Source organism: Neobacillus sedimentimangrovi, from assembly GCF_010614825.1.
GTDB classification, from domain to species: Bacteria; Bacillota; Bacilli; order Bacillales; family Cytobacillaceae; genus Neobacillus; species Neobacillus thermocopriae.
On the sequence record NZ_JAAFZF010000001.1, the window covers coordinates 163,980 to 176,991 of the forward strand.

Annotated in this window: 10 protein-coding genes and 1 pseudogene; 10 read left to right on the forward strand and 1 reads right to left on the reverse strand. The window is 38.5% G+C overall.

Going from position 1 to position 13,012, the window contains the following annotated elements; all coding sequences use genetic code 11:
- The first annotated feature begins 15 nt into the window (after window positions 1–15).
- From GZA11_RS00855 to GZA11_RS00895, 9 genes and pseudogenes are all read left to right on the forward strand, one after another.
- Entirely contained in the window at window positions 16–231 is a 216-nt protein-coding gene (locus tag GZA11_RS00855; RefSeq protein ID WP_038535223.1) for a hypothetical protein, read from the forward strand.
- A gap of 112 nt (window positions 232–343) precedes the next feature.
- Window positions 344–1,960, forward strand: coding sequence for a PucR family transcriptional regulator (locus GZA11_RS00860; protein WP_038535222.1), 1,617 nt, complete (start codon window positions 344–346; stop codon window positions 1,958–1,960).
- 152 nt (window positions 1,961–2,112) lie between these two features.
- On the forward strand, window positions 2,113–3,579 hold the full coding sequence (locus GZA11_RS00865; protein WP_163182560.1) for a CoA-acylating methylmalonate-semialdehyde dehydrogenase: 1,467 nt from the start codon (window positions 2,113–2,115) through the stop codon (window positions 3,577–3,579).
- 84 nt (window positions 3,580–3,663) lie between these two features.
- Window positions 3,664–5,019: an aspartate aminotransferase family protein gene (locus GZA11_RS00870; RefSeq protein WP_163182561.1), complete on the forward strand. Its 1,356-nt coding sequence runs from the start codon at window positions 3,664–3,666 to the stop codon at window positions 5,017–5,019.
- Between the two features lie 452 nt (window positions 5,020–5,471).
- A complete protein-coding gene (gene proB / locus GZA11_RS00875) occupies window positions 5,472–6,581 on the forward strand; it encodes a glutamate 5-kinase (RefSeq protein ID WP_163182562.1) in 1,110 nt (369 codons plus the stop codon).
- A 5-nt stretch (window positions 6,582–6,586) separates the two neighbouring features.
- Complete coding sequence (locus GZA11_RS00880) at window positions 6,587–7,828, forward strand: glutamate-5-semialdehyde dehydrogenase (RefSeq protein WP_163182563.1); 1,242 nt, start codon at window positions 6,587–6,589, stop codon at window positions 7,826–7,828.
- Window positions 7,829–7,914: 86 nt separating this feature from the next.
- Window positions 7,915–8,166 (forward strand): hypothetical protein, encoded by a 252-nt coding sequence (locus GZA11_RS00885; RefSeq protein WP_038535212.1) that lies wholly within the window; start codon window positions 7,915–7,917, stop codon window positions 8,164–8,166.
- A gap of 102 nt (window positions 8,167–8,268) precedes the next feature.
- A pseudogene (locus tag GZA11_RS00890) lies at window positions 8,269–8,687 on the forward strand (GNAT family N-acetyltransferase).
- Between the two features lie 158 nt (window positions 8,688–8,845).
- A complete protein-coding gene (locus tag GZA11_RS00895) occupies window positions 8,846–9,625 on the forward strand; it encodes a DODA-type extradiol aromatic ring-opening family dioxygenase (protein ID WP_038535207.1) in 780 nt (259 codons plus the stop codon).
- Between the two features lie 162 nt (window positions 9,626–9,787).
- Here the strand turns inward: GZA11_RS00895 and GZA11_RS00900 are convergent, their stop codons facing one another.
- The gene (locus GZA11_RS00900) at window positions 9,788–11,194 is read right to left on the reverse strand and encodes a sigma-54 interaction domain-containing protein (RefSeq protein ID WP_163182617.1); all 1,407 of its coding nucleotides are present in this window, start codon (window positions 11,192–11,194) and stop codon (window positions 9,788–9,790) included.
- Window positions 11,195–11,415: 221 nt separating this feature from the next.
- Between GZA11_RS00900 and pruA the strand changes: the two genes are divergently transcribed.
- On the forward strand, window positions 11,416–12,960 hold the full coding sequence (gene pruA, locus GZA11_RS00905; protein ID WP_163182564.1) for an L-glutamate gamma-semialdehyde dehydrogenase: 1,545 nt from the start codon (window positions 11,416–11,418) through the stop codon (window positions 12,958–12,960).
- Window positions 12,961–13,012: the final 52 nt, after the last annotated feature.

The following is a 13,012-nucleotide window of genomic DNA, read 5'->3' on the forward strand; positions in this document are numbered from 1 at the left end:
GAGAGGAGGAGTTTGATGTCTGAATATCAACAATACTTAGAAGAAAGGGATAAAATTGATTATTTTATCCAAAAAGGTTATTTAATCTCAAACGTAAAGGAACATTTGAATGGAGCTACGGTAGATTTTGTCCATCCGAATGGGAAAGTGACGGAAACGTTATTGATTGGAAATGCCAATGCTAGAAAATATTTTTCCAGTCTTTTAATCCAACAGAAGCAACGGACATAAAAAGTTGAAAAAGGATTGGTAGAAAGCCAATCCTTTTTCGTAAGGCTGACTAAATTCGATTTATTAGTAGCAAAAAGCCATGATACATAAAGTCAAAAGGGGAAATAGGTGAATGAAAGAACAATTTCAGCTAAAAATTGTTGATATATTAAAGCGAAATCATTTTGAAAATGCTAGTGTGATTGCTGGTCATCATGGAATGGAGCGGATCGTGAAATGGGTCCACGTCGTTGAAGTGACAAGTATTCGAAACTTATTAAAGGGGCAGGAGTTAATTCTCTCTACCGGTGTTGCCTGGAAAGATAATCCGGATTTATTTGTTTCCATGGTGAAAGAGTTTATCGAACACCATGCAGCTGGCCTTTGTATTGAATTAGGAACCTATTTAACGACCATTCCTGATGAGGTAATTCATATAGCCAACGAACATCAATTTCCTATTATTATTTTTCAGCACCAAGTCCCGTTTGTTGAAATTACCCAAGACATACATTCCGTCATTATTAATCAACAGTATCAAAAGATATCAGATTTAGAAAATTATTCCCAACGACTTAATAAAAGGTTGCTGACCATAGAATCGTATGAAGATATTCTTCAATTTATATTTTCAGCATTAGACGTTCAAATCATATTCCGACTTAAAAATCAGGCTTATGAATTCGTTCCGGAATTACCATTGCACGAACAAGCTTCAATCATCGAGCAATTAGAAAGAGCGAAAAAACAACCTAATCATCATTTTGCTATTGCGCCCATTGATCTATTTGGTCAAGATTACGGGGAATTAGCCATCTATTCTAAGGACATTCCCATTAGTGAATATGATTTACTCATTCTAGACCGTACGGCAACGGCATTAGCTCAGCATTTATTAAGAGAATTGTATACCGAAGAAAAAAAGCGAGTTAATGAGTTTGAGTGGCTTCACGGCTGGTTGGCAGGTGAACATACGCTCGAAGAAATTTCCGACTATTTAATAGAACACGGCTGTAAATCCAAATCGAACCAGGCAACAGTCCTCATCACGAAGCTATTTCCTGTCAATGAAAAGTCCTTTCCTGATGTCACCTATTTAAAGTTAGTATTGCGCTCCGTTTTTGAACAAAATGGTTTTATCGTGTTCTTTGTCGAGAAAAGGTATGAATTAACTTTTATTCTACTAAACCAGCGCGGAAAAAAGAATATGAAAGATCGAATAAAAAAAGCAATCGTTTCAATAGAAGATTCTGAGTTCATCCGTAAACAATTTCCGAATAAATTTTTTATCGCTGCTGGAAAATTTACTGATTCACTTAACGATCTGCATAAAAGTTTTCAGACGGCAAAGGAAACATTACGGATTCAGCAAAAAATGACGAATATGCAAACATATTATTTTTATGAAGATCTTCATTTATATCGACTCATTTCACAACTTAGCAAGCAAACCGATCTGCAGGAATTAGCATCTGAATATCTCCAGCCAGTAATCCAATATGATTTAAAGTATAATGCAAAACTTTTAGAAACATTAAAAGCCTATTTAGAATGTAATGGCTCAAAACAAGAAACCGCCAACAAGCTTTATATTGTCAGACAAACCCTCTATCATCGTCTACAAAAACTAGAAAATCTTCTTGGTGCCGATTTTATGGAACGGGAAAAACGGGTAGCTATTGAATTTATGTTGTTGGTCCATGATTATTTAGCTGCTTCGAATCTAGACAGAATGAATCAGGCTCAATAATAAGATATAATTTTTAAATTTCTGAACCTATATTCAGAATGTGTAAGAATTAATGAGAGACTTTTTACATTGTGTCTAATGAATGCGAAAGGTGATTAATAGATAATGGTATTAAACCTATCAATATATGAATGAAAATAGGAGGATGAAACATGAGCGTGACAAAAAGCGAAACGGCAGTATTAAAGAATTTTATTAATGGAGAATGGGTAAGCGCACACAGCAGTCAGACATTAAATGTTCCAAATCCTGCAACTAATGAAGTATTAACCAAGGTTCCTGTTTCATCTAAGGAAGATGTGGATCTCGCCGTAGCCGCTGCAAAAGAAGCTTTTCAAACTTGGAAAAATGTGCCTGTTCCAAAAAGAGCAAGAATCCTTTATAAATTCCATCACCTGTTAACAGAAAATCACGAGGAATTGGCAAGGTTGATCGTTCAGGAGAATGGAAAGGCTTACAAAGAAGCGTATGGCGAAGTGCAACGCGGTATTGAATGTGTGGAATTTGCGTGCGGAGCGCCAACATTAATGATGGGTGAATCATTAAGTGGTATTGCAGAAGGAATTGATTCTGAAATGTTTCGCTATCCATTAGGGGTTGTTGGTGGGATTACACCTTTCAATTTCCCGATGATGGTCCCATTATGGATGTTCCCACTTGCCATTGCGTGTGGAAACACATTTGTGTTAAAGCCATCCGAGCGTACTCCTATTTTAGCCAATCGTCTAGCAGAGTTGTTCACACAATCAGGTGCACCTAAGGGAGTTTTAAATATTGTTCATGGTGCTCATGATGTCGTGAATGGTTTGATTGAGCACAAAGATATTGCCGCGATTTCCTTTGTTGGATCACAACCAGTTGCTAAGTATGTATACGAGCGTGCAGCTAAGGAAGGTAAGCGAGTGCAAGCACTGTCTGGCGCGAAAAATCACCATATCGTTATGCCAGATGCTGATATGGATAAAGCTGTTCAACATATTATTAGTTCTACTTTCGGTAGTGCTGGCCAGCGTTGTATGGCCTGCAGCGCAGTCGTTATTATTGGTGATAATGAACGGTTTGTCCAAGCATTAAAGAAAAAAGCCGATGAATTAATCATTGGTAATGGCATGGAAGAGGAAGTGCTTCTAACACCGGTAATCCGCAAAGAGCATCGAGATAAAGTCCTTGGTTATATTGAGAAAGGAATTGCCGAAGGGGCCGAATTAATTCGGGACGGGCGGAAGGAAATGGATGATCATCCGAAAGGAAACTTCCTTGGCCCAACCATCTTTGATCATGTCACCCCGGATATGACAATTGCGAAAGAAGAGATTTTCGCTCCGGTATTAAGTCTACTAAGGGCGGAAAATTTAGACCAGGGCTTGGAATATATTCGTAAATCCAGATATGGGAATGGAGCTACGATCTATACCAACAATGCAAAAGCCGTCCGAAAATTCCGTGAAGAGGCTGATGCTGGTATGCTAGGCATCAATGTTGGTGTCCCTGCCACTATGGCGTTCTTCCCATTCTCAGGTTGGAAAGACTCCTTCTATGGCGATCTCCACGTCAATGGTAAAGACGGGGTTAATTTCTACACCAAAAAGAAAATGATTACCTCGAGATTTGATGCATAAATATTTGAAACTTCCTTGCATATCAATGGTAATAATGGTGACAGGCACCTGTAACCAATTAAATGGTAAATGGAGGGAGAAAGGATGGTTCAAACGGAACGATTTCAAGATACGCTATTAGAAAAGGATGAGAAATATGTTTGGCATTCGATGAAGCCTTATAATCCAAAGGCTACGATTGTCGCGGAAAGAGCAGAAGGATCCTGGGTAACTGATGTGGATGGCAAACGTTATTTAGATGCGATGGCAGGGCTTTGGTGTGTGAATGTTGGTTATGGAAGAACGGAGCTTGCTGATGCTGCCTACGAGCAGTTGAAGGAAATGGCCTATTTTCCTTTATCTCAAAGCCATATTCCAGCAATTAAGCTGGCAGAAAAACTAAATAAAATGCTTGGTGACGATTATGTCATCTTCTTCTCAAACAGTGGTTCTGAAGCAAATGAGACAGCTTTCAAAATAGCCCGACAATACCATCAGCAAAAAGGCGATTATCAACGTTATAAAATTGTATCACGCTACCGTGCCTATCACGGTAACTCCATGGGGGCATTAGCCGCCACTGGCCAGGCCCAGCGGAAGTATAAATATGAACCACTCGCCCCTGGATTTATTCATGTTTCACCACCAGACTCGTACAGAGATGATACGAATGTTTCAGATCCAATGCAATTATCATCGGTACAAGAAATTGATCGGACAATGACATGGGAACTGAGTGAAACCATTGCAGCCATGATCATGGAACCGATCATTACTGGCGGTGGGATCCTTGTTCCTCCAGATGGATATATGAAAGCTGCAGAAGCAGTATGTAAGAAGCATGGGGCACTCCTCATTGTGGATGAGGTCATTTGCGGATTTGGACGAACAGGAAAACCATTTGGTTTTATGAACTATGGTGTCAAGCCAGATATTATTACAATGGCAAAAGGTATAACCAGTGCCTACCTACCACTTTCTGCAACTGCCGTACGTAAAGAGATTTATGATGCTTTTAAGGGTACAGAGGAATATGACTATTTCCGTCATGTGAATACATTTGGAGGAAACCCAGCCGCCTGTGCATTAGCACTGAAAAACTTAGAAATTATGGAAAAAGAAAACTTGTTTGAGCGTTCGAGAGAGTTGGGCGAGAAGGTATTAAATGAATTGAAAACCCTATTACAGGAGCATCCATATGTCGGTGATGTCCGCGGGAAGGGGCTTTTAATCGGTATTGAATTGGTAAAGGATAAGGGAACGAAAGAACCTCTTGATGTTCGTCTCGTTAATCAGGTAATAGCTATATGTAAAGATAATGGAATCATCATAGGTAAAAATGGTGCCACTGTTGCGGGTTACAATAATGTTCTAACCCTTGCCCCACCATTAAATATCGAGGAAAAGGATTTGAATTTCTTAGTAAAGACACTGACAGAGGCACTCAATCAAATCAAATAATCTTTGCTAGGGCACTTGTAATCGTATTAATACAAGTGCTCTTTCTTTATGATCAGGGTAATCATACCATCATTGCAGCAAAGAGTGTTTTGCAGATTTGTAATAGGGTTATCTTGAATGATTACTTTAAATTTTCTAAAAATTATATTGACAATTCCCTTTTTTCCTAAGATAATCATAAGAAATTATATGTGTGAATGGTAAGGGACTAGTAAATTATTGAAACGTGCAAGAGAGTGAAACCCAAAGGCTGGAAGGTTTCTCACGGGAAGATAATTGAACCTACCCTTAAAAAAGCTGCTTATGCAAACATAAGCCGTCAACCTGCGTTATGGGTTCGAGTGGGTGCTTGGCACCAAATAAGGTGGTACCGCGGAAACGACTTTCCGTCCTTAGTTTAATAGGACGGAAGAGTCGTTTTTTTATATTTTTAGAAATAAGAAGGGTTTAGTATGAAGAAACTAGTGGTTGTAAAAATTGGAAGTAGCTCGCTTACAACTGATATGGGAACTATTTCAGAAGAAAAGATACGAGACCATGTTGAGGCAATCGCTTATTTAAGAGAACAAGGGCATGAGGTAATCCTCATCTCTTCTGGTGCGGTTGCTGCAGGTTTTGGGACACTTGGATATCCAATACGACCCAAAACAACCTCAGGTAAACAGGCTGCCGCTGCCGTGGGACAGGGGCTGTTGATGCAGCATTATAATCAACTTTTTCAAAAATATCATATTGTCCCTGCTCAAATACTGATAACGAGAGAAGATTTTTATAGCAGAACTCGGTTTCAAAATCTTTATTCAACAATGACAGAGCTTATACATCGAGGAGCAATCCCTATTGTCAATGAAAATGACTCTGTTTCAATAGAAGAACTAACATTCGGGGATAATGATATGCTCTCAGCATTAGTAAGCGGGTTTTTGCATGCAAATGCACTCATCATATTGACAGATGTTAATGGTATTTATGATGGGAATCCAAAGGAATCAAAGACAGCTAAGAAATATCAATTTATTCCAGAGATTTCTGATCAACTCCTCGAAGCAGCGGGAGGGAGCGGATCAACGGTTGGTACTGGTGGAATGAAGTCCAAATTGTTGGCTGCCAAGAAAGCTCTTTCCCTCGGTGTCAGTGTATTTGTTGGTACTGGCCATGGGAGAGAAAAATTGGTGGAGATTTTGGCAGGAAAAGGAGATGGAACCTATATTGGAGCTCCTTTTCAGTCACAAATGCAAATGAGAAAACAGTGGATTGCCTATCATTCTCAAATAGGTGGAATTATTGAAATTGATGATGGTGCAGAGAATGCAATTGTGAAAAAAGGAAAAAGCTTGTTGCCAGTTGGTGTAACGAATGTCATTGGAGACTTCGACGCCTTAGATGTAGTAGAGGTTCGCAATCAAAAGGGAAAAACCATCGGAAAAGGACAAATCTATTTTTCTTCAAAAGATTTGGTAAAGGTGAAAGGGCTGCCTAGCGAACAATCAAAATCTTATTCTATTAATAATCGAGCAGAAGTCATTCATAGAGATAATTGGGTCATTTTAAAGGAGGAATAAATGAAATGAGTGAACTTATAGAAAAAGCAAGAAAACTCCAAGCAGCTGCCAAAAGATTATCGATTCTTTCAACAGAGGAAAAAAATGCTGCATTATTGAAAATAGCTGAACAGATTGCCAATGAAAAGGATTGGATTCTTGATGAAAATAGGAAGGATATCGAAGCTGGTAAAAGTAATGGATTATCAGAAGCACTTCTGGATCGATTACTACTTACTGAAACACGCATCGAACAAATCATTGATGGAATTCGTCAAGTTGTTTCCCTTCAAGATCCAATTGGTGAAATCATTGATGAATGGGTAAGGCCAAATGGTTTACAAATTCAAACCATTCGTGTCCCTCTTGGTGTCATTGGTATGGTGTACGAGGCACGTCCAAATGTAACCGTTGATTCAGCTACTCTTTGTTTAAAAGCTGGAAACGCGGTTTTGTTGAGAGGCAGTACTTCTGCTCTTCATTCAAATAAAGCGCTAGTTCAAGTAATGCAAAGTGCCCTTGAGGGAACCTCAATACCCGCAGAAGCTATACAGCTTTTAGAAGATACTAGTCGTGAAACAGCTACGCAAATGTTTAAACTGAATCAATATTTGGATGTCCTTATACCTCGTGGAGGAGCTGGCTTGATCCAGTCAGTTGTGCAAAATGCGACTGTGCCTGTTTTAGAAACAGGAGTGGGGAACTGTCATGTTTTCATTGACGATACTGCCGAACGGGATATGGCGATCAATATTGCGGTCAATGCCAAACTACAACGTCCTTCTGTGTGTAATGCTGCAGAAACCATTCTCATCCATGAGAAATGGCCGTATATAAGAGAGCTACTAGATACGCTTCATGAAAAAGGGGTTGAGTTGCGAGGGGATGATCCATTATCAGCTCAATTTTCTTATATCAAAAAAGCAACAGAGGAAGATTGGTATACAGAATATTTGGCTCCAATCGCCGCAGTCAAACTAGTCAAACATGTGTCTGATGCTATCGACCATATTGATCGTTACGGAACAAGGCATTCTGAAGCGATTATTAGTGAGAATGAACAAAATGTCCGATTGTTTTTCCAAGCAGTAGATGCCGCAGTTTTGTATCATAATGCTTCAACCCGATTTACAGATGGGGAACAGTTTGGATATGGGGCGGAAATCGGAATAAGCACCCAAAAATTACATGCTCGCGGACCAATGGGGCTTAAGGCAATCACGACTGTTAAATCCATTGTGCGAGGAACCGGTCAGGTTAGAAATTAATATAGGCAGATTCACTGAAAAAAGATGTATGAACAGGAAAATATTTGGAATAATGTAAGTAAAAGTAACTTCAAAGGAGAGACAGAATGCCTATAGAAGAAGGTGCGAAGTTTCAGATTTCACAAGAGGTTCAAAGAAATTTTAATTCCGCAGAATTCTTGACGGTCACATCCAATAATGGAATTACCATTCAATTTACTCTAGCAGATGGTAAAGGCTATGGTTCCATGCCCGTTGATCATTTAAATTACCTGCTGAAAAGATCGAACTTGACAAAAATAACAAGCAAAAAAGCGTTATTACAATCGACTCATTCTACTGAGGAAAATATTAGTTAAATTTGGAGTGAATACACTCCCTTTTTTTTTGAATAAATGAACGGAGGCAAAGGGTCCCTCCTTTTATTTAACAAATTTGTCAATCAAAAAAGGGGGATAGATATGGATCTAAAAATTCATCATAATTTCGACAGTGCCAATATCGATGAAATGAGAGAAGTCTATGAGTCGGTTGGGTGGATGAAACATACAAATGAAATAATTAGACAAGTATTTGAAGCAAGTAACGTTATCGCAATAGTGACTGTTAATGGGAGAATAATTGGGTTTGGTAGAGCCATGACAGATGGTGTTTTTAATGCTGCCATTTATGATATTGTTGTTCATCGAGATTTTCAAAGGCAAGGTATAGGTGAAAAATTATGGAGTATTTACTTGATCAACTTAGTCATATTTCTTGTGTACATTTAATATCAACCACTGGTAATGAAGGATTTTATCGGAAATTTGGATTGAAAATGCTTAAGACTGGAATGGCAAGGTATTTAAATCCTATACTTAGTGATGAGTATTTAGAATAATTTTCAATTGGAATCAATCATTGAGTGATTTCCTATTTAAGATTAGTAATCTACGTCCCAAATCTGTTGCTTTATTCATTTGATTATCATAAGAATTATTAATCAATAAAAAATGAAATCTCTGCTATTTCATTAATGCATCAAATGGAGGAATACATATGCTACCATCATTCTTTATTGCACATGGATCACCGTTACTAGCGATTGAAAATAATGAATACACACATTTTTTAAATGACCTAGGGAGAAATTTACCCCGGCCAAAAGCGATTGTCATATTTTCAGCCCATTGGGAATCACAAGTACAACAAGTAAGTGAGGTGGAGCAATATAGCACTATCTATGATTTTGGCGGATTCGATCCCGCATTGTACACCATCCAATATCCAGCAAAAGGCAATCACGATGTTTCAAAGGAAATAAAAGATTTACTTACAGCCAATGGAATTCCGTTTAGTATTGAAAAAAAACGCGGATTAGATCATGGTTCATGGGTTGTTCTACGCTTACTTTATCCTAATGCCGATATCCCTGTCATAGCTATGTCTGTCAATCCAAACCTTACACCTCAAGAACAATATAAAATTGGCAAATCTTTATCCGTACTAAGAGCTAAAGATATACTTATTATCGCAAGCGGAGGAACTTCTCATAATCTAATGGCATTAAATTGGGCAGATAATGGGGAAATAACACCATGGGCTCTTGAATTTGAAGACTGGCTTGCCCATCACCTACACCAATGGGATTTAGATTCTTTATTTAAATATGATTCACTCGCTCCAAATGCACAATATGCTGTACCTCCACATGGCAAAGAGCACTTTATCCCATTATTTTATGCCATGGGTGCTGCGGATGACGTACAAAAAGCTAAGCTATTGCATCGGAGCTTTCGCTATGGCAGCTTAACACACAGTGTGTGGCAATTCGGATAAACAAAAAAGGGGCTGTCCGGAAAGTGGTATTTCAGCCGAAATCTTTATAAAAGCAAAACCCAAGAATGCTGTTAAATCAACATTCTTGGGTTTTTAATTTGGGTTCATTTTTCTCTTAAATGGACTTTTTTGACAGCCCCTTTTTTCTATTAACATTGGTTATTATGATTTGATATTTAATTTTTTCATTCGATATTGCAAACTTTGCCGGCTTAAGCCTAGAACAGTCGCCGTCTTGGAAATATTATAGTTATTTTTTCTCCATACATGCTCAATATAGGTCTTCTCAAAAAGCTCCATTTGCTGCTTAAGTGGTATATCCAAATCTGCTCGATCCTTGATGAATGTATCCGCACTTGATGCTGGAGCAACTCTTTCCTTATTACGCATTTTGCTGCGGTATTGGAATGGCAAGTGAGGATACATAATAATTTCTTCATCATCCATCATTATGTTCATGGCTGCTTCAATAATATGTTCCAATTCGCGTACATTCCCATTCCAATCATATTCCATAAATGATTGGTGCACTTCTTCGGATAACCCTTTCACATTCATTTGGAATCGCTCATTATATTTTTCTATAAAATCTTTTACTAGTAATGGGATATCTTCTTTTCTTTCACGAAGTGGTGGAATAAAGACGGTAACGACGCCTAGACGATAATATAAGTCTTTTCGCAAGCGATTTTCTGTAATCGCATCGATGGGGTCTTCGTTCATATTTGCAATCACTCTTACATCCACAGGTGTATCTTTTGTATCCCCAATTCGGCGAATCGTTTTTTCTTGCAAAACGCGTAAAAGTTTTGCCTGCAAATTTAAATTCAACGAGTTAATTTCATCAAGCAACAATGTGCCTCCATTTGCCTGTTCAAATAATCCTGGTTGATCGACCGCTCCCGTAAAAGCTCCTTTTTTCGTTCCGAATAAAAGACTTTCTATTAAATTATCGGGTAGGGCGGCACAGTTTTGTGAAATAAATGGCCCTGAAAAACGACTGCTAGCATTATGAATGCTTTGAGCAAAAAGTTCTTTACCAGTCCCCGTTTCTCCAACGATTAAGACATAGGAAGAGGTCCGAGCTGCCCGCTTAGCACTTTCGATCACTTCTTTCATTGCCGGGCTTGTCCCTGTAATGCTATCAAATGTATACCTTGTCGTCCCACTGCGGTTCATATTTCCTTTGATTAGGCGTTCTAACTTCGTCACATCACGGGCTATTTCAACGGCACCGCAAATTTTTTCGTCTTCAAAAATGGGGATCGTATCATTGATAGTCGTAATTTCTCGCCGTTTATTATTAAAATAGGTTTGCTTCACATTTCTTGTTTCTTTTCCTTCTTGCAATGCCTTCACTAGTGTACTAGATTGGTCATCCTTAAACATAAATACATCTAAAAGATTTTTATCCATGACATCCTGTAGCTCCATGGACTCCATTTGCATCATTTTTTTATTATAAATAATTGTTTTGCCGGTTTCGTCGACGGCATGAACACCGACATCCACTTCATCCAATATACGTTTATATATTCGGTTTAAGTATTGTAAATATTCGATATTCATTTTATCCACGAATGTTCATTCCTTTATTCTTACTTTTTAAAACTATTAAAACATGAAAATAGTCTAAACGCAAAAATATTTTGCTATGATTGAACGATGAAAAAATTTGCGCAAAAAATATTGGCGCTTATTTTTATGTTTCCCTTTATTTACAGTGATTTTCAACTTGGCACGGAACTTGCATTTATTTATAGCAGAATCAAAATTTAGGGGTGAATCGAGTGAAACCGTATACACATGAACCATTTACTAATTTTAATGATGAAATGAATAAAAAAGCGTTTCAAGATGCGCTTGCATACGTACAATCCCAGTTAGGAAAGGAATATCCGATTATCATAGGTGGACAAGAGATTACCACTGAAGAAAAAATTACTTCCATTAATCCAGCAAATAAAGAAGAAATCATTGGTCGTGTTTCCATGGCAGACCAAGAGTTAGCCGAAAAGGCGATGCAGGCAGCCTTAACGGCATTTGAATCATGGAAAAAATGGCGTCCAGAACATCGTGCGAACATCTTATTCCGAGCTGCTGCCATGCTCCGTCGCCGTAAGCATGAATTTTCTGCTTATCTCGTGAAAGAAGCAGGTAAACCATGGAAAGAAGCAGACGCAGACACAGCAGAAGCCATTGATTTCTTAGAGTTTTATGCTCGTCAAATGCTAAGAATCAAAGATGGTTTCCCAGTTAATAGCCGTGATGGAGAATACAATCAATATCACTATATTCCACTTGGTGTTGGAATCATTATTTCACCATTTAATTTCCCATTGGCGATCATGGCGGGAACAACGGTTGCAGCAATTGTAACGGGTAATACCGTTCTTTTAAAACCTGCAAACTCTACACCAGTGGTTGCAGCCAAATTTGTTGAGCTAATAAAAGAAGCAGGTCTTCCTGATGGTGTTCTTAATTTTGTACCTGGAAGTGGGTCAAAAATTGGCGATTATCTTGTCGATCATCCAAAAACACGTTTTATTTCCTTTACAGGATCGCGTGAGGTTGGATGTCGAATTAATGAACGTGCCGCAAAAATCAATCCAGGACAAATTTGGATTAAGCGCGTGATTGCTGAAATGGGTGGTAAGGATACCGTAGTGGTTGATAAAGATGCGGATCTAGATTTAGCTGCAGCAAGCATTGTTTATTCAGCCTTTGGCTTCTCTGGACAGAAATGCTCTGCTGGTTCACGCGCAGTCGTTCATCAGGACGTGTATGATGAAGTGCTTGAAAAAGCCGTTGCCTTAACAAAAACACTAACAGTTGGTAATCCAGAAGATGCCGATACGTATATGGGACCAGTAATTGATGAAAAAGCATTCAATAAAATCATGAGCTATATTGAAATTGGTAAACAAGAAGGCAGATTAATGACAGGCGGTGAAGGTGATGATTCAAAAGGTTACTTCATTCAGCCAACCATTTTTGCAGATGTAGACGAGAAAGCACGCATTATGCAAGAGGAAATTTTCGGACCAGTTCTTGCTTTCTGTAAAGCTCGTGATTTCGACCATATGATGGAGATTGCCAACAATACTGAATATGGTTTAACGGGTGCCCTTATTTCTAACAACCGAGAACACATTGAACGTGCACGTGAAGAATTCCATGTTGGAAATCTTTATTTCAACCGTGGTTGTACAGGTGCGATTGTCGGCTATCAACCATTTGGTGGATTCAATATGTCAGGAACAGATTCAAAAGCTGGTGGACCTGATTATTTACTACTTCATATGCAAGCAAAAACAACATCTGAAATGCTATAACAAAGGGCCATAAAATGAGCCCTCACATGAGATGAACAAAGGAGGAAACAAA

Excerpts from the sequence above, each read along its gene's own strand:
- GZA11_RS00880 (WP_163182563.1), top strand. The coding sequence starts at position 6,587 with ATGAGTGAACTTATAGAAAAAGCAAGAAAACTCCAAGCAGCTGCCAAA.
- GZA11_RS00860 (WP_038535222.1), top strand. The coding sequence starts at position 344 with ATGAAAGAACAATTTCAGCTAAAAATTGTTGATATATTAAAGCGAAAT.
- proB (WP_163182562.1), top strand. The coding sequence starts at position 5,472 with ATGAAGAAACTAGTGGTTGTAAAAATTGGAAGTAGCTCGCTTACAACT.
- GZA11_RS00885 (WP_038535212.1), top strand. The coding sequence starts at position 7,915 with ATGCCTATAGAAGAAGGTGCGAAGTTTCAGATTTCACAAGAGGTTCAA.
- GZA11_RS00900 (WP_163182617.1), bottom strand. The coding sequence starts at position 11,194 with ATGAATATCGAATATTTACAATACTTAAACCGAATATATAAACGTATA.
- GZA11_RS00895 (WP_038535207.1), top strand. The coding sequence starts at position 8,846 with ATGCTACCATCATTCTTTATTGCACATGGATCACCGTTACTAGCGATT.
- GZA11_RS00865 (WP_163182560.1), top strand. The coding sequence starts at position 2,113 with ATGAGCGTGACAAAAAGCGAAACGGCAGTATTAAAGAATTTTATTAAT.
- GZA11_RS00870 (WP_163182561.1), top strand. The coding sequence starts at position 3,664 with ATGGTTCAAACGGAACGATTTCAAGATACGCTATTAGAAAAGGATGAG.
- GZA11_RS00855 (WP_038535223.1), top strand. The coding sequence starts at position 16 with ATGTCTGAATATCAACAATACTTAGAAGAAAGGGATAAAATTGATTAT.